General features: G+C 70.1%; 18 protein-coding genes, 4 tRNA genes and 1 pseudogene. 9 read left to right on the top strand and 14 right to left on the bottom strand.

From position 1 onward, the window contains the following. From AC068D_RS07640 to AC068D_RS07660, 5 genes are all read right to left on the bottom strand, one after another. The coding region (locus tag AC068D_RS07640; protein WP_478822057.1) for a DEAD/DEAH box helicase at window positions 1-1,962 on the bottom strand (1,962 nt) is incomplete at its 3' end. A gap of 458 nt (window positions 1,963-2,420) precedes the next feature. Beyond that, a complete protein-coding gene (locus AC068D_RS07645; RefSeq protein WP_478822058.1) occupies window positions 2,421-2,924 on the bottom strand; it encodes a hypothetical protein in 504 nt (167 codons plus the stop codon). 163 nt (window positions 2,925-3,087) lie between these two features. Next, entirely contained in the window at window positions 3,088-3,450 is a 363-nt protein-coding gene (locus AC068D_RS07650) for a fluoride efflux transporter FluC (RefSeq protein WP_478822059.1), read from the bottom strand. Then, a complete protein-coding gene (locus AC068D_RS07655) occupies window positions 3,447-3,914 on the bottom strand; it encodes a fluoride efflux transporter FluC (protein ID WP_478822060.1) in 468 nt (155 codons plus the stop codon). Before AC068D_RS07655 ends, AC068D_RS07650 begins: the two co-directional genes overlap by 4 nt. Then, window positions 3,911-4,261 carry a metallopeptidase family protein gene (locus tag AC068D_RS07660; protein WP_478822061.1) on the bottom strand — a complete coding sequence of 117 codons (351 nt, stop codon included), beginning with the start codon at window positions 4,259-4,261 and terminating at the stop codon, window positions 3,911-3,913. The genes AC068D_RS07655 and AC068D_RS07660 overlap by 4 nt, the downstream gene beginning before the upstream one ends. 74 nt (window positions 4,262-4,335) lie before the next feature. Between AC068D_RS07660 and AC068D_RS07665 the strand changes: the two genes are divergently transcribed. From AC068D_RS07665 to AC068D_RS07680, 4 genes are all read left to right on the top strand, one after another. Further along, entirely contained in the window at window positions 4,336-5,934 is a 1,599-nt protein-coding gene (locus tag AC068D_RS07665; protein WP_478822062.1) for a metallophosphoesterase family protein, read from the top strand. Between the two features lie 216 nt (window positions 5,935-6,150). After that, a tRNA-Glu gene (locus AC068D_RS07670) sits at window positions 6,151-6,223 on the top strand. Window positions 6,224-6,269: 46 nt separating this feature from the next. After that, a tRNA-Asp gene (locus AC068D_RS07675) sits at window positions 6,270-6,344 on the top strand. Between the two features lie 22 nt (window positions 6,345-6,366). Next, a tRNA-Phe gene (locus AC068D_RS07680) sits at window positions 6,367-6,440 on the top strand. Window positions 6,441-6,524: 84 nt separating this feature from the next. Here AC068D_RS07680 and AC068D_RS07685 read toward each other — a convergent pair. Together AC068D_RS07685 and AC068D_RS07690 are read right to left on the bottom strand one after the other, a co-directional pair. Continuing rightward, window positions 6,525-6,725, bottom strand: coding sequence for a DUF1918 domain-containing protein (locus tag AC068D_RS07685; protein ID WP_478822063.1), 201 nt, complete (start codon window positions 6,723-6,725; stop codon window positions 6,525-6,527). 139 nt (window positions 6,726-6,864) lie between these two features. Then, window positions 6,865-7,352 (bottom strand): annotated as a pseudogene (locus AC068D_RS07690) (site-specific integrase); the annotation flags it as partial. Window positions 7,353-7,502: 150 nt separating this feature from the next. Between AC068D_RS07690 and AC068D_RS07695 the strand changes: the two are divergent. Further along, entirely contained in the window at window positions 7,503-7,646 is a 144-nt protein-coding gene (locus tag AC068D_RS07695; RefSeq protein ID WP_478822064.1) for a hypothetical protein, read from the top strand. Here AC068D_RS07695 and AC068D_RS07700 read toward each other — a convergent pair. From AC068D_RS07700 to AC068D_RS07720, 5 genes are all read right to left on the bottom strand, one after another. Further along, window positions 7,643-8,197, bottom strand: coding sequence for an NUDIX hydrolase (locus AC068D_RS07700; RefSeq protein WP_478822065.1), 555 nt, complete (start codon window positions 8,195-8,197; stop codon window positions 7,643-7,645). The genes AC068D_RS07695 and AC068D_RS07700 overlap by 4 nt on opposite strands. Continuing rightward, window positions 8,187-9,557, bottom strand: a complete 1,371-nt coding sequence (locus AC068D_RS07705; protein ID WP_478822066.1) for a hypothetical protein — start codon at window positions 9,555-9,557, stop codon at window positions 8,187-8,189. Before AC068D_RS07705 ends, AC068D_RS07700 begins: the two co-directional genes overlap by 11 nt. Window positions 9,558-10,237: 680 nt before the next feature. Further along, on the bottom strand, window positions 10,238-11,062 hold the full coding sequence (locus tag AC068D_RS07710; protein ID WP_478822067.1) for a cytochrome c biogenesis CcdA family protein: 825 nt from the start codon (window positions 11,060-11,062) through the stop codon (window positions 10,238-10,240). Beyond that, the gene (locus AC068D_RS07715; RefSeq protein ID WP_478822592.1) at window positions 11,059-11,838 is read right to left on the bottom strand and encodes a DsbA family protein; all 780 of its coding nucleotides are present in this window, start codon (window positions 11,836-11,838) and stop codon (window positions 11,059-11,061) included. Before AC068D_RS07715 ends, AC068D_RS07710 begins: the two co-directional genes overlap by 4 nt. Window positions 11,839-11,942: 104 nt before the next feature. Further along, the gene (locus AC068D_RS07720; protein WP_478822068.1) at window positions 11,943-12,371 is read right to left on the bottom strand and encodes a hypothetical protein; all 429 of its coding nucleotides are present in this window, start codon (window positions 12,369-12,371) and stop codon (window positions 11,943-11,945) included. A 151-nt stretch (window positions 12,372-12,522) separates the two neighbouring features. Here AC068D_RS07720 and hrpA point away from each other — a divergent pair, with 151 nt between their 5' ends. The 3 genes from hrpA (at window position 12,523) to AC068D_RS07735 (ending at window position 17,052) form a co-directional block, all read left to right on the top strand. Next, window positions 12,523-16,518: an ATP-dependent RNA helicase HrpA gene (hrpA, locus tag AC068D_RS07725; protein ID WP_478822069.1), complete on the top strand. Its 3,996-nt coding sequence runs from the start codon at window positions 12,523-12,525 to the stop codon at window positions 16,516-16,518. 91 nt (window positions 16,519-16,609) lie between these two features. Beyond that, window positions 16,610-16,684: transfer RNA gene (locus AC068D_RS07730), tRNA-Asp, on the top strand. A 116-nt stretch (window positions 16,685-16,800) separates the two neighbouring features. Then, window positions 16,801-17,052 (top strand): DUF6274 family protein, encoded by a 252-nt coding sequence (locus tag AC068D_RS07735; protein ID WP_478822070.1) that lies wholly within the window; start codon window positions 16,801-16,803, stop codon window positions 17,050-17,052. Window positions 17,053-17,327: 275 nt separating this feature from the next. On the opposite strand, the gene bldC is transcribed toward AC068D_RS07735, so the two are convergent. Both bldC and AC068D_RS07745 read right to left on the bottom strand, forming a co-directional pair. After that, on the bottom strand, window positions 17,328-17,534 hold the full coding sequence (gene bldC, locus AC068D_RS07740) for a developmental transcriptional regulator BldC (protein WP_003949541.1): 207 nt from the start codon (window positions 17,532-17,534) through the stop codon (window positions 17,328-17,330). 478 nt (window positions 17,535-18,012) lie between these two features. Then, entirely contained in the window at window positions 18,013-18,858 is an 846-nt protein-coding gene (locus AC068D_RS07745; protein ID WP_478822071.1) for a DUF8083 family protein, read from the bottom strand. Between the two features lie 184 nt (window positions 18,859-19,042). Between AC068D_RS07745 and AC068D_RS07750 the strand changes: the two genes are divergently transcribed. Further along, on the top strand, window positions 19,043-20,134 hold the full coding sequence (locus AC068D_RS07750; protein ID WP_478822072.1) for a Leu/Phe/Val dehydrogenase: 1,092 nt from the start codon (window positions 19,043-19,045) through the stop codon (window positions 20,132-20,134). The last annotated feature ends 107 nt before the right edge of the window (window positions 20,135-20,241 follow it).

Below are 20,241 nucleotides of genomic sequence, written 5' to 3' on the forward strand. Positions count from 1 at the left end.
GCGGTCGTCGCGGCGGAAGCCGCCACGGTCACCGTCCCGACGGTCGTCGCGGCGGAAACCGCCCGAGGGACGGTCGTTGTCCCGACGGTCGTTGTCGCGGCGGAAGCCACCACGGTCACCGTCCCGACGGTCGTCCCGACGGTCGTTGTCCCGGCGCTGGAAGCCACCCGAGGGGCGGTCGTCGCGGCGGAAGCCGCCACGGTCACCGTCCCGACGGTCGTCGCGGCGGAAACCGCCCGAGGGACGGTCGTTGTCCCGACGGTCGTTGTCCCGGCGGAAGCCGCCCGAGGGGCGGTCGTCGCGGCGGAAGCCGCCACGGTCACCGTCCCGACGGTCGTCGCGGCGGTAGCCACCACGGTCACGGCGCTCGTAGTTGCCCCGCTCGTCGCGGTGCGACGGCCGCTCCTCACGGGTCTCGCGCACCGGCTCGGCCCCGACGGCAGCCGCGGCCGCAGCCTCGACCTCCGCCTCGGCCGCCTCCGTCACCTCGGCGACCGCGGCCTCCGGGTCCTCGCCCCGCTCGCGCGCGGCGCGGGCGACCAGGCGGTCGGCCTCCTCGCGGAGTTCGGCGGCACGGCGCTGGACGCGCTCCAGCTCCTTGGTGAGCTGGGCGACCTCACGTTCGGCCTGCTTGGCCGCGTTGTTCGCGGAGTCGGCCTGGACCTCGGTCAGCGAACGGGCACCGGTGATCTCGGCGACCTCCGGGTCGAAGGCGCCGGCTCCGCCGACGATGTGGCGCGAGGCGTCGACGCCCGCGTCCTCCATCAGGCGGAAGATCTGGCGGCGCTGGTGCGGAAGCGCCAGCGAGACGACGGTGCCGGACTGGCCCGCGCGGGCGGTACGGCCCGAGCGGTGCAGATAGTCCTTGTGGTCCCCGGCAGGGTCCACGTTGAGCACGAGGTCGATGCCGTCCACGTGGATGCCGCGGGCGGCGACATCGGTGGCGACGAGCGCGTTGACGTAGCCGTCCTTGAAGTCGGCGAGGACGCGGGTACGGGCGCCCTGCGTCATGCCGCCGTGCAGCGCGTCAGCCTTCACGCCCGCCTCGATGAGCTGCTCGGCGATACGGTCGGCTCCCAGCTGCGTACGCACGAAGATGATCGTCCGGCCCTTGCGGGCGGCGATGGCGGCAGTGACCGGCGCCTTGTCCTTCGGCTTCACGACGAGGACGTGGTGCGTCATGGTCGTGACGTTGCCCTGGGCGCTGTCGACCTCGTGGCTGACCGGGTTCTTCAGGTAGCGCTTGACCAGCGTGCCGATCTCGTTCTCCATGGTGGCGGAGAAGAGCATGCGCTGGCCGCCCTCGGGCACCTGGTCGAGCAGTTCGGTGACCTCGGGCAGGAAGCCCAGGTCCGACATCTGGTCGGCCTCGTCGAGGACCGCGACCTGCACCTGGTCGAGGGAGCAGGCACCGCGGTTGATGATGTCGCGCAGGCGGCCCGGGGTGGCGACGAGGATGTCCACGCCACGCTCGAGCGCGTAGATCTGGTTGCCCATCGACGTACCGCCGCAGACGACCTTGATCTTCAGGCCGAGGACGTCGCCGTACGGCTGGAGCGCGTCCGCGACCTGCATCGCGAGCTCACGGGTCGGGGTGAGGATGACGGCGCGGGGCTTCTTCTTCTCGGTCTGGCCGCCGGCCAGCGTGGCGAGGGTCGGCAGACCGAAGGAGAGGGTCTTGCCGGAGCCGGTACGGCCACGGCCCAGGATGTCCTTGCCGGCCAGGGCGTCCGGGATGGTCGCGGCCTGGATCGGGAACGGGACGGTGACACCGTTCTGGGCGAGCTTGCGGACGACGCCCTCGGGGAGACCGAGGTCGCCGAAGGTCACCTCGGGGGTCTCGGCCTCGGCGGCAGCCTCGGCCTCGACAGCCGTGTCGTCGGTCAGAACCGCCTCGTCGACGGTCTCCGCGATCTGGTCGTTCTCGGGCAGGACGGCACGGTCAGAACTGGAAATGGACATGCGAAATGCGAAACCTTCCGGAGTCTCGGCACGCGCCCAAACTCCGTGATTCGCAATTCGACCGCCTCAATGCGGTCAGCCACGGCAAGGGAGAGTACGCGCCACACGCGGCGCGCTTCTGTGGTGGCGCCGGGCAAATGGGATCAAACGATCTACCACCATACGCACTCCTGGCCGTCGAAGGCAAACCGGATACGTGCGGTGCTCGTCACACCCGGCCGTGCGGGCGCTTCCGGGCCGACGCCCTGCCACGCGCCGCAGCCCATGCACCGTGCCGGCCGATCGGGCCGAGCGGGCCGAGCGGGCCGAGCGGGCCGGCTCACGACCCGATGCCCGACTGCCGACCGACCAGGACCAGCCGAGCAGGACCCGACGGGCCAGGACCGACGAGGAGGCCCACCGGCGGGACCACAGGCCGCCGCAGCCGGAGCTCGTCGCCGGGCCCACGGTCCGGGCCGCTACTCGGGGCTCATCTGCGGGGACGCCGTCGGCTCCGCCCACGGTACCGACTCGTCGTCGGCGGCCTGCATCGCGCCCAACTGCGTCTCGGCCGCCGGTGAGGCGGTCGGTGGATCGGTCGGTACCTCCGTCGGCTCCGGCTCGGGCTCCGGCGGGGGCGACTCCTCGGGCGGAGTCGGCTCGCCCGGGGGCTGTGTGGGGTCCTCGGGCTCGCTCGGCCGGCCCGGAGGGTGCGTGGGCCACTGCGGAGAGGGCGGCTTCGCACCGGTCCCGCCGCCGGCCTGCGGGCGCACGGACGGCGCCGCGGACGCACTGGGGCTCGCCCCCGGCGACGCGCCCTTGCCCTTGTCCCCGGCCCGGCCGGACTGCGCGGCGCCGCCCATGCCCGTACGTCCGGTTCCCGCAGCACCCCCGGGCGCGGCGCCACCGCCGTCCGGCTCCGCCGCCGCCCCGCGCTGGCGCGGGGACGTCGAGGACGGCGGCGGGTCGCCGTCGCCACCCACGCTTATGCACCCTGCGGAAGCCGCGACCGCCAGGGCGGTGGCGACCAATACGGCACAACGGCCGGGACGGGACAACTGGCGCACGGGCGGCACCTCCGGGACACGGGACCTGGTCTCCCTGCCCAACTCCCTTTGCCCCACCGGGGACACGCCCGCGCGGCCCCTACCGGCCCAGCCCGCCGGCCAGATCGGCGCCCAGCAGCACCGCGCCCAGCCCGATCAGCAGCGACGCGGCGACGTTCGCCGCCCCCAGGAAGCCCCAGCCGCGTTCGGCCAGCCGCAGCGTCTCGTACGAGAACGTCGAGTACGTGGTGAGCGCCCCGCACAGCCCGGTGCCGAGCAGGGCGTGCGTCCCGGAGCCGACCGCGGCCCCGGCGAGCACGCCCAGCAGAAGGCTCCCGGCCGCATTCACGACGAGCGTTCCCCACGGGAAGACCGAGTCGTGCCGCACCTGCACCGCACGGTCCGTCAGATAGCGCAGCGGAGCACCGACCGCGGCACCGACGACCACGAGCAGCCAGTTCACCGCGGACCCACCACCCGCCGTGTCACGGCCGCCCCCGACCAGACCGCACCCAGCGCCCCGGCCACGGTCGCGACCGCGTACACGGCGGCCTCACGGGCCTGCTGACGCTCCAGCAGCTCCGCGACATCGAGCGCGTACGTCGAAAAGGTGGTGAACCCTCCGAGCACCCCGACCCCCAGGAACGGCCGTACGAGCGGACGCGTGACCACCGCGCGTTCACCGACCAGCACCATCAGCACGCCGATGAGCGCGCTTCCCAGGACGTTCACGGCGAACGTCGCCCAGTGGGACGGCCAGAGCAGCGACACTCCGTACCGGGAACATGCCCCGAGCACCCCGCCCGCCGAAATCACGGCGAGCACCTTCCACTTCCGGCTGCCCGCGGTCTCCTCGACCTGCGCGGGGACATGCAGATCGATGTCCGGGTCGATGGCCTCGCCGGGTCCGGGGTGGGGCCGGCTCACCCGTACCCCAGCGCGTGCAGGCGCTCGTCGTCGATCCCGAAGTGATGGGCGATCTCGTGCACCACCGTGATCTCCGTTTCGACGACGACGTCCTCCCTCGACTCGCACATCCTGAGCGTCGGCCCCCGGTAGATGGTGATCCGGTCCGGCAGCACGCCCGCGTACCACTCACCGCGGTCGGTCAACGGAGTCCCCTCGTAGAGCCCGAGCAGCTCGGGATCGTCGGCGGGCGGTTCGTCCTCGACGAACACCGCGACGTTGTCCATCAGCCGTGTCAGCTCCGGCGGGATCCTGTCCAGCGCCTCGGCGACCAGTTCCTCGAACTCCTCGCGCGTCATCTCCAGCACCTGGCCATTGTCACGCAGTACGTGCGCCGAAGTCGTACGGCATACCAGCCGCCGCACCTGGGCATACGGGACCAATGGCCCGCCGCGCTCCTGAACAGCTCCGTGCCACGATGACCCGACTGCGCGACCGCTGTCGCCGACGCCGCTCGTATCCGACCGGCGCGGTCGCCCGGGAGGCGCGTCCGCCCGCCCTCCCCTCGCCCGCCACCGGCCTGCCCGACGGGACTGTGCGCCGGCCGCTCCGACGGGCACTCGCCCTGGTCGCGGTCGTCCTGACGGGCGCCTGGCTGGGACTGCTGATCGTCGGCAGCGTCCGTACCCCCGTGGGGCCGATGGACACGAGCATGACCCTGCGTCCCTCCCTCTCCGGCGGCACGAAGATCAACGTGTCCCCGCTCGGCGCCCTGGAGCTGGACTCCCACGTCGCGCCCATCCGCCTCGACGTCGATGTGGAGCAGCTCGACCCGGCACGCTCCCAGGCCCTGGTCGAGCATCCGGAACGGCTCTCCGGCCTCCAGGAGGAGGTCACCCGGGACGTCGCCGACGGCACCCGCGATCTTGCGTGGCGCTCCTGCATCGCCGTCGTCTCGGGTGCCACGGCTCTCGGCCTGGCGGTCTATCGCCGTCCGCGCCGCGCACTCGCGGCCGGCGGTCTGGCGCTGGCCCTCCTCGCGGCCTCCGGCATCAGCGCGTACGCCACCTGGAACCCGAAGTCCGTGCTCGAGCCGAAGTTCTCGGGGCTTCTGTCGTCCGCGCCGTCCGTGGTCGGCAATGCCCGCTCGATCGTCACCGAATTCGACGTCTACCAGAAGGAGTTGGCGCGCCTCGTCACCAACGTCACCAAGCTGTACGACGCGACGTCCACGCTGCCCGTCTATCAGCCGGACCCGGGGACGATCCGGGTCCTGCACGTGTCGGACATCCATCTCAACCCGGCCGCCTGGCACATCATCGGCTCGCTCGTGGAGCAGTACGGGATCGATCTCATCATCGACTCCGGCGACACCATGGACCACGGCACCTCCGCCGAGAACACCTTCCTCGACCCGATCCCCGATCTCGGAGCGCCCTACGTCTGGGTCCGGGGCAATCACGACTCGCTCGCCACCCAGCGCTACCTCCAGCGCCTCGAGAACGTCCACGTCCTCGACGAGGGCCGGGCCGTCACCGTCGCGGGCCTACGGGTGGCGGGGACGGGCGACCCGCAGTTCACACCCGACCGCTCGGTGGCTGCGCCCGGCGACCCCGCCGAACGAATGGCCGGCATCCGCCTCGCCTCCGCCCTGCGCGACCAGCACCGCGCGGGCACCCCCGCCGACATCGCGGTCGCCCACAACCCCGTCGCCGCCCGGGAGGCCGACGGCGAGGTGCCACTCGCGCTGGCCGGCCACGTCCACCACCGCGAATCCGAACTCCTCCCTCTCGGCACCCGTCTCAAGATCGAGGGGTCCACGGGCGGCGGCGGCCTGCGGGCGGTCCAGAACAAACAGCCGGAGAAGGTCCGCACCTCCGTCCTCTACCTGGACCGGGACACCCGTCGGCTGCAGGCCTGGGACGAGATCACCCTGGGTGGTCTGGGCCTCACGACGGCCGAAGTCAGCCGCCATCTGGCCACGGACCCGGGCCGGGCGGCGAAGCCCTCGCGGCCGCCTGCCACGAAACCTGCCGGGTGAGCGCGCCCACGGAACCCCGGGAAGGACTGCCGCCGCCCTCCTCCGGAAGACGCGGCCCGGGAGCCCGGCCGCGCCGTGGGGCGTTTTCAGGGACCCGCCGGACGGGCCTCTCCGGGGCGGCCACCGGCCGCGCCGAAACCGTTTTGGCGATAGCTCCCCGCATCCCATATGCTTCTCACGTCCCCGACGCGCTGCTAAGCGCCCAGGCGGGCCTTAGCCCTCATCGTCTAGTGGCCCAGGACGCCGCCCTTTCAAGGCGGTAGCACGGGTTCGAATCCCGTTGGGGGCACGCACAACCGTGTGCGAGACTGACTCTCGCACAATGCATCACCTCTGGTCCTGTGGAGCAGTTTGGAGTGCTCGCCACCCTGTCAAGGTGGAGGCCGCGGGTTCAAATCCCGTCAGGACCGCTGCAGCTCGCAAGAGCTGCGTGGCTGGGTAGCTCAGTTGGTACGAGCGTCCGCCTGAAAAGCGGAAGGTCGCCGGTTCGACCCCGGCCCCAGCCACCGCAGCCCCAACAGGGCAAACACCCCCTCCGGGATTCTCCCGAGGGGGTGTTTTCGTGTCGGCTACGCCAACGGCTCACTCAGCTAACCGTGATCGCTGGCCCTGCGATGGTCGACCACAGAGTCAGGCCCTGGAGACATGATCGTCTCGTGGCCGTTCTCAGACCTCACCCTGTACGGCGGTGTCCCGTCCGGCCCAAGAACTTCGACGATCTCCACAACATGATCCATCTTCCCGACAGTCCGCCCATGAACGACGAGCCTGTCCCCTTTGCTGGCACGCATAGCGCTCTCCCCTCATCCTGAGATTCACGTCCCCTCGACACCGACGATGACGACTACGACCACGGGTTTCAGCGACTCCGCGACAAGATCACCAATACGAGTAGGGCCACCTGGCAGATTCCCTACGCGTGGCTTGCGATCAGGCGAGGGTGTCCCCCAGCTTCCGGAGCGCCTTCCGCTGCGCGTCCAGCGAGGCATGGGCGTAGACCTTCATCGTCACCCCGATGTCGCTGTGGCCGACGATCTGCCGGACGATGTGCGGCGGCACCCCGAGATCGAGCAGGAGCGAGACGGCCGAGTGTCGGAGATCGTGAAAGCGGATCTCCAGCCCGAGCCGCTTCCGGAGCGGGTACCAGCTGCGCCGGAGGTTGTCCGGCTCCAGCGGGGTGCCGATCCGCGAGGTGAAGATCAGCCCGTTCTCTCCCAGTCGATACCGGCCGCTGCTCGCTCCTGCGCCTGCCGCTCGCAGTGCTCGGTGAGCGCCTTCACGACGACGGGCGGGAGGGGGACGGTGCGGACTGATGCGAGGGTCTTGGGCTTGACCAGTCGCAGTTCCCTGCCCACGCGCTGGAGCGCGCGGTCCACGATGAGGGTCTCGCGGTCCAGGTCGACCGCGTCCCAGCGCAGGTCGGTGGGGGCGTCCGCCTCGGCGGCCCGCACCTTCACCGTCAGGTCCAGCAGGGAGCCGGGAACTACCGGCAGGATCTCCGCGTACTCCGCCCACAGCTCTGCCTCGGTCCGCCGCACCCGGGGGCGCACGAGACGGAGCGGGAGGAGGTGCCCGGCAAGCAAGATGCGCTCAGCTGTTCCGGTGCGGACTCGATCATCCTCGGCATGAGTGACGTCGCCCGGGCCCGCACGGGCTCGCAGGCGTACGCCAACCCGTACGCCAACACCGGCGTGGCCGCCCACCCCTCCTAGCCGCGGACCGCGGCGGATGCCCCGAGCGCGGCGAGCGTGAAGCCATCCCGCAGCTCTCCGATACGGATCGCCTTCGCGATTTCGCGTGGAGTCCACCAGCGCGCGGAGGCGATCTCACCGTCGCCGACCGAGCCGGGTCGCAGTGGCGCGTCACCCTGAACCGTGACCTCGACAACGGCAACCTCGTTCTCCAGCATGCCGGAGTCGACGTCCAGGTACGCCACTACAGCCGCTGTGGAGCCCACCAGTCCGGCCTCCTCAACCAGTTCGCGCAGCGCATCTGAGGCAGGATCGGTCTCGCCAAAGCCTCGCGGCAGTTCCCAGGCCCACCGGCCAACCGTCGGTCGCCACTGACGGACCATCAGAATGTCGTCACCTCGTCGGGCCAGCACCACGACTCCTGTACGGCCACCGCCAACACGGATGCGGTGCCGGACAGTCTCGGCGCCGGACGGCAAGCGGTAGGTATCGAGGTACACCTCACACCACCGCCCGCCGTCGGCATCAATGAAGGCCCTGCGGGTGTGCGTGCGTGGCGCCTCAGCGTCCACTAGGCCCTCCTCCGAGCAGCCCAGGGAGCTCTATCACGTCGCACCGCCCTCGAAAGTCCGCCAGGCGGTGCAGCCCGGCGGATACGGCCGCGACGGCGACCGGCGCCAGCACTCCGCCTGCGCCACCTGCGAACCCTGCGGCTACCCCGTCCCCGAGCAGGCTAGACGCCAGACCCATCCCCCCACCCGCAACCATCTGAGGCGTGACCCGTCGTGTGGTCTGCACGAACCGCTGGAGACGGGTCACCGGCACCTCGTTCGAGCCACCGGACGGTGGCTCCTTCGTACGCTCCCCAAGCAGGTCGCCCACCTCCTGCAACGCGGTGAGGTCGCGCTGCTGCCACCACCTGGTGAGGGCCTCGGCCGCATCATCGGCGTAACGCTGCCACTGCTCCCCGCTCATCAAGCCGAGCCGCAGCTCGAACCGGGTCGGATAGATCACGACCGGCATCTGCTCCTCGAGCGTCGTTGCCTCCCGGCGTCGGACGCCACGTCGAGGCGAGGGCATCCCGAGCAGGCAGCCTTCGCTCACCGCAATGGCTCGGTAGTACGTCTCGTCGAAGGACTCTCGCAGCATCTGCGCGTCCGCTTGCGCCGCGGGGTCACCGGAGCGCAGCAGGGAGTCCAGGCTCTCGTACAGGCGGCTACGGCTGGGCAGGCCGTTCACGTCGAACTCCCCGCTGGTCCAGGCAGTGAGCACCGCCCGACCCTCGTGACTGGCTGTGTCCTCCGGGCACGGCGGAGGCCGCATCGCGTACGCAGTCGCGTAGTCGGCCGGCACGAGGGGACTGACCTCCAGGAGGCCCTGCTGGGCGGCCTCCAGCCAGTCACCCCACCGGGCGACTGTGCGGAGCCGCAGCGGAGTGTCGAGGACCCCGGTCGCCGCGAGCAGCCGGTCCGCCATATCGACGGGGCCCTCCGCGGCGAGAGCCGTGACCGCAGCCTCGCTGTCCGCGTGGGCAGCCAGCTCCCGCTGGAGTCGCAGGCACTGTTCGTCGGGGATCGGGAGGGAAGAGAAGAGGAAACCGGTCGAGAGCATCGCGATCAGCTGCCCGGCTAAGTCTGCGTTCCGGGAGTTCACCCGGATCGGCAGCATCGCACCACCGCCGATCGCCCGAATCGCCAACTCGTCGAGGAGTGCGGCGGGCCGGAGCACGGCGAAGGCAGCTCCATCAAGCAGTTGGGGATAGCTCAGGAACAGGGAGCCGCCCTGGATGACTTCCCAACGCAGCCGCCCAAGCAGCTCTGCCCGCCCGAGCGCGGTCAGCCGCTCTGCCGGGGCGGCGCCCCTGGGGGCTTGGGCGCTGAGCCTGGCCCGCTGCCGTACGCTGTCCCACCCTGTGCTGAGCACGGCAGTCATGTGCCAGCCCTTTCCTCGGTACCCCGTACACGGGCCAGTTCAGCATGTGCCGATGGGCTGGACAATAGGAATATTTGATCTTGATGGGCAAGTAAGCAGCACGACTCGACAGAGTGCGAGAGCCACCCCTCATGCTCGATACCGCCCGGACTCGACGCCAGCGCCTTGCACGGCTCAGGGCCGTTGTCAGCCCAGGTGAATAGCCGGAATGGATGCCGCAGGGCTACGCCAACCCGTACGCCAACACCAGCGAACAACCACAGCCGACGACGACCACCGGCTCACCCTGTGATCAGGCTCACTCCAGCGCAGACACGGCCTGAAAAAGCGGAAGGTCGCCGATTCGACCCCGGCCCCGGCCACCGCAGCCCCAACAGGGCAGACACCCCCGTCGAAGATCTTCGGCGGGGGTGTTCTCGTGTCGGGGTACGCCCACCGGTACCGGGCCCACTGGGCCCGTTCGATCGCCCTGCCGTCCAAGGTCACTGCGCCGACGCCCGCCGTGCTGCTCCGCAGAGGTCCGCGCAGGGGTGATCGGTCTGCCAGGTCGGGCGCCGTCGTCTCGGGTGAGCGGTACGGTCTCGCGGTCTCTTCGGTCGCCGGTTCGACCCCGGCCACCGCCGCAGCCCCGACCGGCCGTGGTGAGGGGCTCGCGTCCGCAGGCCCCTCACCGGCGGCCGTTACGTCCGTTCGCGACTGCGCCGCCCACGGACGGCCGTCACGATGGCGGCGATCGCCACGACGAGGACCAGCAGGGCCCAGTCCGGGACCGCGCGGCCGATTTCCGAGGCCCATTCCTCGGCCGTGTAGGAGTCGTCGACCGAGAGCAGCCCCGGCAGGGCCGTCGTACCGTCGAAGGCGAGGAAGATCCCGCCCAGGGCGATGAAGAACAGCCCCGAAAGGGCTGTCGTCGTATGCAGGGTGAGGCGCCCCGCACGGATCGTCCGGCCGCGCAGCCATGTTCGTTCGCCCAGTCGGCAGCGCTCCCAGAGCAGGGCGAGGACGAACAGCGGCACGGCCATGCCGAGGGCGTAGACGGCGAGGAGCACACCGCCGTAGGCGGGGCTGCCGCCGACGGCCGCGACCGTGAGCACACTGCCCAGGATCGGCCCCGCACAGAAGCCGGCCAGGCCGTAGACCATGCCGAGGGCGTGGACGGTGACCGCGGTGGTGGGGCGGATTCGGCCACCGGCCTCGGTGAGACGACGGGAAGCGAAGCCCATCCCGAGCAGCTGGGCCACTCCCAGCGCGATGATCAGCCAGCCTCCGGCGGTGACCAGCAGATCACGGTGGCCGTGGAGCAGCCGTCCGGCGAACGAACCCGCGACACCGAGCGGCACCAGGGTCGTCACAAGGCCCGCGTAGAAGATGCAGGTGCGTGCAACGAGCCTGGTCGTCGTGCCGATCGAGTACGCGAAGAACGCGGGGAGCAGCAGGGCGCTGCACGGGCTGAGCAGGGCGAGGAGGCCGCCGAGGAAGGCGGCGAGGTATCCGATGCCGCTCACCTGCCCGCCGCTCCCTTCGGACCCGCGGTCCTCCCCGCGTCGGCCAGGGCCGCCTCGATCGCGTCCGTGAACGTCCCCGGCGGCTGTGCGCCCGCGATCGGGCGGCCGTTCACCAGGAACGAGGGTGTGGACGTCGCGCCCAGTCCGTACCCCTCCTCCTGGTCCTTCGCCACGGCCTGCCGCGCCGCGTCGCTCCCGCTGTCGCGGGTGAAGCGGTCCAGGTCCCCGACGCCCGCCTGCTCGGCGAGTTCCCTCAGCCGCTTCTCGCCGAAGCCCTTCTCCTTCGCGCCGTCGGCATACGCGGCTTTGTGGAACTGCCAGAAGCGGCCCTGCTGCCCTGCGGCCCAGGCAGCGCGTGCCGCCTTCTCGGACTCCTCGCCGAAGATCGGGAAGTTGCGCCACTCGATGCGGAGGGTGCCGTCGTCGACGTACTTCTTCACCAGCGCCGGTTCGGTGTCCCGCGCGAACTTCCCGCAGTAGCCGCACTTGAAGTCGGCGTACTCGACCATGACGACGGGTGCCTCCGGGCGTCCCAGGGCGAGGGGGTCCCCGGCGTCGCGCCGGGCGAGCTTCTCCAACTCGGGGTAGACCCCGGCCCGGGGGTCACCGGACTCTGCGGTGACGGCTGCGCTGCCGGGCGCCGTGGGATCGGCGGGCCTGGTGGCCGTGTACGAGACGATGCCGAGGAGCACGGCCGCGGCGGCGACTGCGGCACCGAGCACGAACGGCTTGCCGGAAGCTGCGGTCCTGCGCGGATCACGGACCTTGCGGGACATGGCAGGCCTGTCGGACATGGCGGACGTGCCGGACGGGGATTTGGGCATGACTGGTCGATCTCTCCTGGACGCAAAGGGGTGGGCTGGGCACGGCTGGGCCGCGCCTATACGCGCAGGACGGAGAGATCCATCGGGCTCGGGGCGGCCACGGCCGGCGGTCCGCGCACCGTCACGACACGGGGCACGGCGTCGTCGGCGACCCGGCAGCCGGACGCCGTCGGGGGCGTGTGCAGTGCGGGCAGCAGTTCGTACGAGGAGGAACCGCGGGGCGGGGTGGCGGGGCTCGGCCCGCCGTCGTCCCGGGAGCCGTCGTCGCAGCCGGGCGTCCCCTGGCCGGCGGCCGGGGCCCCCATGACCGCGGTCGCCGGGGCGTCGTTCACCGCCTGCATGTGCGCCGTGCCCACGCCGCGCGTCGCTTCGTCGCCGGTGAGCGCGCCGCTCGCGTCCGCGCCCAGGAGCACACCGCACCACACCGCCGTCAGCACCGCCACGGCCGCGAAGACGCGGCTCAACCGGCTGCCGGCGCTGGGCATGGGCGGCGGATCTCCTGTTCGTCGCGTCCGTCGGGTCCGTGGATGTGTTCCGCAATCGTACGGGCCCATGGGGCCCGGCCCCGGGCCGGGCGACCCGCCCTCGGAAATGGGTTCGCCAGTCCGCTCGCGCGGGTGCGATCCTGGATTCCGTATGTCTACTTCCTTCGCCGATCTGCAGAACCAGCTGGCCGAGATCTCGCTGCGCGACGCGCAGCGGCTCGGGCGGCGGCTCGAAGGCACCCGCCGTATCCGCAAGCCCGAAGCCCGGCAGACCGTGCTGGACGAGATCGCGGCGGAGGTCGCCAAGGCCGCTGCCCGCACCGCCGAGCGCGCGGCACGGGTGCCCGAGGTCACGTATCCCGAGCAGCTTCCGGTCAGTCAGAAGAGGGACGTGATCCTCGCGGCGATCCGGGACCATCAGGTCGTGATCGTCGCCGGTGAGACGGGCTCGGGAAAGACGACCCAGATCCCCAAGATCTGTCTGGAGCTCGGCCGGGGCGTGCGCGGCATGGTCGGTCACACCCAGCCGAGGCGGATCGCCGCCCGCACGGTCGCCGAGCGCGTGGCGGAGGAGTTGCGCACCCCTCTCGGCGAGGCCGTGGGCTGGAAGGTCCGGTTCACCGACCAGGTCGGCCAGGACACCTTCGTCAAGCTGATGACGGACGGCATCCTGCTCGCCGAGATCCAGACCGACCGCGAGCTGCGCGCGTACGACACGATCATCATCGACGAGGCCCATGAGCGCAGCCTCAACATCGACTTCCTGCTCGGGTATCTGGCCCAGCTGCTGCCGAAGCGGCCCGACCTCAAGGTCGTGATCACCTCCGCGACCATCGACCCCGAGCGCTTCTCCCGGCACTTCGGGGATGCGCCCATCGTCGAGGTGAGCGGTCGCACCTACCCCGTCGAGGTCCGCTACCGCCCGCTGCTCGAAGAGGACTCCGAGGACTCCGACCGCGACCAGATCACCGCGATCTGCGACGCCGTCGACGAGCTCCAGAAGGCGGGGCCGGGCGACGTCCTGGTCTTCCTTTCCGGAGAGCGCGAGATCCGCGACACCGCGGACGCGCTGAACAAGAAGAACCTGCGCCACACCGAGGTCCTCCCTCTCTACGCCCGCCTCTCGCACGCGGAGCAGCACCGTGTGTTCCAGGCGCACTCCGGGCGCCGCATCGTCCTCGCGACGAACGTGGCGGAGACATCGCTGACCGTCCCGGGCATCAAGTACGTCATCGATCCGGGCACCGCCCGCATCTCGCGCTACAGCCATCGCACCAAGGTCCAGCGCCTCCCCATCGAGGCCATCAGCCAGGCCAGCGCCAACCAGCGCAAGGGCCGCTGCGGCCGTACGTCCGACGGCATCTGCATCCGGCTGTACTCCGAGGACGACTTCCTGTCCCGGCCCGAGTTCACGGACGCGGAGATCCTCCGTACGAACCTGGCGTCCGTCATCCTCCAGATGACCGCGGCCGGCCTCGGCGACATCGAGAAGTTCCCCTTCATCGACCCGCCGGACCACCGCAACATCCGCGACGGCGTGCAGCTCCTCCAGGAGCTGGGCGCGCTGGACCTGGCACAGAAGTCCCCCCAGGAGGGGCGGAAGGGGCCGCGGCTGACCCAGCTGGGACGCAGGCTCGCGCAGCTTCCGGTCGACCCGCGCCTGGCCCGGATGGTCGTCGAGGCCGACAAGAACGGCTGTGTCCGCGAGGTCATGGTGATCGCCGCCGCGCTCTCCATCCAGGACCCGCGCGAGCGTCCCGTCGACAAGCAGGCGCAGGCCGATCAGCTGCACGCCCGTTTCAAGGACGAGACGAGCGACTTCCTGGCCTTCCTCAACCTGTGGCGGTACATCCGCGAGCAGCAGAAGGAGCGCGGCTCCTCCAGCTTCCGCCGGATGTGCAAGCAGGAGTACCTGAACTTCCTGCGCATCCGTGAATGGCAGGACATCTACACACAGCTGCGTACGGTCGCCAGACAGATGGACATCCATCCGAACGAGGACGACGCCCCGGACCAGCAGGTGCACATCTCGCTCCTGGCGGGCCTCCTCTCCCACATCGGAATGAAGGACATCAAGGACGCAGGCGGGGAAAGCGGGAGGAGCACGGCGAAGAACGACTATCTGGGCGCCCGCAACGCCAAGTTCGCCGTCTTCCCCGGTTCGGCCCTCTTCAAGAAGCCGCCACGGTTCATCATGTCCGCCGAGCTGGTGGAGACGTCCCGCCTCTGGGCCCGGGTCAACGCGAGGATCGAGCCCGAGTGGATCGAGCCGCTCGCCGAGCATCTCGTCAAGCGCACCTACAGCGAGCCGCACTGGGAGAAGGACCAGGCTGCGGTCATGGCGTACGAGAAGGTCACGCTGTACGGCGTCCCGATCATCGCCCAGCGCAAGGTCAACTACGGGCGGATCGACCCGGAGACGAGTCGCGAGCTGTTCATCCGCAACGCACTCGTCGAGGGTGACTGGCGCACCCACCACAAGTTCTTCTCGGACAACCGCAAGCTGCTCACCGAGGTCGAGGAGCTGGAGCACCGGGCCAGGCGCCGCGACATCCTCGTGGACGACGAGACGCTGTTCGACTTCTACGACCAGCGGGTGCCCGAGCATGTCGTGTCCGGGGCCCACTTCGACTCCTGGTGGAAGCACAGACGCCGCGAAGATCCGGAACTCCTCGACTTCGAGCGCGAGATGCTCATCAACGAGAAGGCCGGGGCGGTCACGAAGGACGACTACCCGGACTCGTGGCGGCAGGGGCCGCTGAAGTTCCGCGTCACCTACCAGTTCGAGCCGGGTGCGGACATGGGGCATACCCAGCGAAGCGAGGGGAAGGACGGCGTGACCGTCCACATCCCGCTCCAGGTCCTCAATCAGGTCACCGACGAGGGCTTCGACTGGCAGATCCCCGGTCTGCGCGAAGAGGTCGTCGTGGAACTGATCCGCTCGCTCCCGAAGCCGATCCGCCGCCACTACGTACCCGCGCCCAATTACGCCAAGGCGTTCCTGGAGCGGGCGGTTCCCTTGCAGGAGCCGCTGCCGGTCACGCTCGCGCGTGAGCTCCAGCGCATGGTCGGCGTGCCGGTCTCGGGCGACGACTTCGACTTCACCAAGGTCCCGGACCATCTGAAGATCACGTTCCGTATCGTCGACGAGCGCCGTCGCAATCTGGCCGAGGACAAGGACCTGGAGGCCCTGAGGCTCAGGCTGCGGCCGAAGGCCCGCCAGGCGCTCTCCAAGGCCGCCGCTGCCACCGCCGAGCGTTCGGGCGGGGACGCCATCGAGCGGACCGGGCTGAAGGACTGGACGATCGGGGCGCTGGCGAAGGTCTTCGAGACCCGGCGCGCCGGGCAGCCGGTCAAGGCGTACCCGGCCCTGGTCGACCAGGGTGAGTCCGTTGCCGTGCGGCTCTTCGACAGCGAGGCGGAGCAGGCCGCGGCGATGCGGCAGGGAACACGCCGGCTGGTGCTGCTGAACATTCCGGTCAACCCCGCGAAGTTCGCCTCCGACCGGCTGACGAACCAGCAGAAGCTCGCCCTCTCGCGCAATCCGCACGGCTCCGTCCAGGCCCTCTTCGACGACTGTGCGACCGCGGCGGCGGACAGGCTGATCGCCGACCACGGCGGTCCCGCCTGGGACGAGGAGTCGTTCCGCAAGCTGTACGACAAGGTCCGCGCGGACCTCGTGGACACGACCGTGCGCACGGTGGACCAGGTCGGGCAGATCCTGGCCGCCTGGCAGGCCTGTGAGCGCCGTCTGAAGGCCACGAACAGCCTGACCCTGGTCAACAACGTCCAGGACGTGCGCGAGCAGCTGGCGGCCCTCATGCCTGCCGGTTTCGTCACACGTACGGGACTGCGCCGCCTCCCGGACCTGATGCGCTACCTCGTCGCGGTGGACCGCCGGCTGCAGCAGATGCCGACGGCCGTCCAGCGGGACACGACGCGCATGGAGAAGGTCCACGAGATGCAGGACGAGTACGCCTGGCTGCTGGAACAGATGCCCCAGGGCCGGCCGGTGCCGCAGGAGGTGCGGGACATCCGCTGGATGATCGAAGAGCTGCGTGTGAGCTATTTCGCGCATGCTCTGGGGACGGCGTATCCCGTTTCCGACAAGCGCATCGTCAAGGCGATCGACGCCGCTGCGCCGTGACACGGCCGTCGCCTTGAGTGAGTTCGACCGGACCCTCTGACCTGCTGTACAGTCTCTCTCGCAGCCAACGAAGTACCGGGCTGCGAAACCTGGTCCTGTGGAGCAGTTTGGAGTGCTCGCCACCCTGTCAAGGTGGAGGCCGCGGGTTCAAATCCCGTCAGGACCGCAGTGATTGAAGGCCCGCACCGAACGGTGCGGGCCTTCTGGCGTATTGACGGAGCCACTTGCCACAGGTACCCAGTCATGACAGGGGTACGGGGCCCCGGACCGCGGAGGTGGCGCATGGCGGCATCCACAGCGAGGCATGAGACCCGGGCGCTGCTGCGCGCCCATCTGGCGGCTGTCTCCGGCTATCGGCATCTGACCCGGCACTGTCCGGTGTGCCATCGACTGCTGCGCCTCGCCATGGAGCCGGGCGGGCTCGCGGAGCCGGAGGACGCGACCGATGCGACGGAGGCGGTCGAGTGCGCCGGACAGACCGAGCCCGGGGAGTCGGCCGCACACGACGACCAGCGCAACCCGTCGGGCATGTGACGGGAGTCACCGAATGACTTTTCAGAGCAGGTGAACTTACACGCTCCCTACAACGGGCCAATTTAATATGTGCAATTGCACCGGCTACCGGACGGTACGGAGCGGTTTCGGGGACCCTCGCAGGGGCCGCCCTCGCGCGCACAAAAAAGATCGCGCTGGACCCGGCGGAGTCCAGCGCGATCGACGACGAAACCTGTTGGGGCAGGCGCCCGCCGTGTCGAGCTCTGTGAGGGCCGCGGGATTGGGGGTCCCGGCTGCGCCCTGCTATCGGGGTGTCAGGCCTCGCTGCGCTGCTGCGGAATACCCGCAAGCAGTGCGCGGACCTCTGCCTCGCGGTACCGGCGATGTCCACCGAGGGTTCGGATGGACGTGAGCTTGCCAGCCTTGGCCCAGCGGGTGACCGTCTTCGGGTCCACGCGGAACATCGTGGCAACCTCAGCCGGGGTCAGCAGCGGCTCGGCATCAGGGGTGCGAGCGGTCATGAGCGGCCTCCTCGGGAGAACCGAACCTTCTCGGTTCTTTCCTCTAAATTCTGCACCTTGACCCGCGTTGCCCGAAATGGCGGACGCGGGCCGAGTCGGTTATAGGACGAACGGCTTGTCCTCGGCACTACAACTACACCATCTGTCCAGCCACGTCGGCCAAACCGATGGAATTGCCCTCTCAGGTGTTCATCAGCGGCGGAAGCCGATGGACCGTGTCATAACGGACAGTCACCTCACAGTGACGATCAGTCACAGAGCGATCAGGAGTCATCAGACCCCCCATAGAGTGCAATGCTGAGTAATCCACCTTGAATCAGGCGGAAGGAACCCTCCCCGGACTCCTTGTCCTATTTTGGCACGAGGGTGGGCGAGGGACGCAAGAGACGACTTAGTGCTGTCCGTCACGCTTGGACGAAAGGCCCGGATCAAGACCTACGTCCGGGTCATGTGCTGTTGGGGCCGCACGACCGGCTCATCAGTTGGCGAACTGGCGGTCGCGGACCGCCCGCCAGCGGTCGGTCAGCCGTCCGTACGCCTCGCCCGCACCCTCGTCGTCACCGGCCCTCAGCGCCGCGATCCCCTCGGCGACGTCCGCCGCCGAGCGGTCCCCGGCGAGCTGCTCCGGCGCGAGGGCATGGACGAGTCCGCCGTAGTCGAGCTCGACCAGTGAGCGCGGATGGAACTCTTCCAGCCATCGCCCCACATCCACCAGGCCCTCCGTGAGAGGACCCTCGTCGATGGACTCCCTCAGCGTCCTCAGCGCACGCGCCAGTCTGCGCCTGGCCTGCACCATCGGCGTCCGGTAGCGCAGCACCGGCGGCTCCCCCGGCACGTCCCCCGGCTCGTACTCGCGCTCCTCGTCCGCGAAGAGGGTGAACCAGCGCACCGGCACCTGCCACACCGCGGTCCTGATCCAGGGGCGCGCATCGGGGTTCCTGTCACGCCACGCCTCGAAGTCCGCCACGGCCTGCCCGCGCACCACCGGGGGCAGCACGGCGTCCAGCACCGGCGCCGGCAGCATGGCCGTCAGCTCCTCCAGGGCCAGCCAGCCGCGCAGCCGGGTGCGCCAGGGGCAGACGCAGACCACCCCGTCCACCTCGGTGACGAAGGCGTCCGCGCTCTCGTGGACCGGCACCGGCACCGGCGGGGTCGGCAGGAGGTCCGCGAGCGAGCGCCGGAGTTCGTCCTGGGCCGTGGGCGTGCGGCCGCTGCGGGCGTAGCGTGCCCAGTGGCCCCGCTCCGGTTCGGGAAAGGCCGCCAGCGGCTCGTACACGCGCAGGTAGGAGGCGTACGGGACGAGCACGGAGGTGACAGCCGGCATGTGCAGATCCTTCCACGCACGTACTCCAGGAGAGGGTGATCCTCGGCACTGGGTCGGATCTACGCCCCCGTAGGACTTACTCTCTTGCCCAACCGGTCCCTCCCCATCCTTTCCCCGGCCAAAAGCACGGGGGAGGCCACACGGAGGGCCCTCAATCGCCGCTTCGTACTTGGGAGTCACCACCGTGACCGATGTGACCGACGGCGTCCTGCACACCCTGTTCCACTCGGACCAGGGTGGCCACGAGCAAGTCGTGCTGTGCCAGGACCGCGCCAGTGGCCTGAAGGCCGTCATCGCCATCCACTCGACCGCCCTGGGCCCGGCCCTCGGCGGGACGCGCTTCTACCCCTACGCCTCCGAGGAAGCGGCCGTCGCCGACGCGCTGAACCTCTCCCGGGGCATGTCGTACAAGAACGCCATGGCCGGTCTCGACCACGGCGGCGGCAAGGCGGTGATCATCGGGGACCCGGAGCGGATCAAGACCGAGGAACTGCTGCTGGCGTACGGCCGTTTCGTCGCCTCGCTCGGTGGCCGTTACGTCACGGCCTGCGACGTCGGCACCTACGTGGCCGACATGGACATCGTGGCGCGCGAGAACAAGTGGACCACCGGCCGCTCCCCCGAGAACGGTGGCGCGGGAGACTCGTCCGTCCTCACCGCCTACGGCGTCTTCCAGGGCATGCGCGCCTCCGCACAGCACCAGTGGGGCGACCCGACCCTGCGCGGCCGCAAGGTCGGTGTCGCGGGCGTCGGCAAGGTGGGCCACTACCTGGTCGAGCATCTGCTGGAGGACGGCGCCGAGGTCATGATCACGGACGTGCGTGAGGAGTCGGTGCGTCGCATCACCGACCGGTTCCCGCAGGTCATGGTGGCCAGGGACACCGACGCGCTGATCCGCGCGGAGGCCATCGGGGGGCTGGACATCTACGCCCCGTGTGCGCTCGGCGGTGCGCTGAACGACGAGAGCGTGCCCGTCCTGACAGCGAAGGTGGTGTGCGGCGCCGCCAACAACCAGCTCGCGCACCCCGGCGTCGAGAAGGATCTCGCCGACCGCCACATCCTCTACGCGCCGGACTACGTCGTGAACGCGGGCGGCGTGATCCAGGTCGCCGACGAGCTGCACGGCTTCGACTTCGACCGGTGCAAGGCGAAGGCCGCGAAGATCTTCGACACCACGCTGGCAATATTCGCACGCGCGAAGGACGACGGTATTCCGCCTGCCGCGGCGGCCGACCGGATCGCCGAGCAGCGGATGGCGGAGGCGCGCCGCGCCTAGCATCCGGGCAGGACATCCGCCGACCGGGGAGAGAAGACTCACGCCGGTCGGCGGGTCGACCGCCAAGAAGAGGTTAAAATCGCGGTTGACCAGCGAGGACGGGGCAC

The organism is Streptomyces sp. NPDC043861 (genome assembly GCF_056435905.1).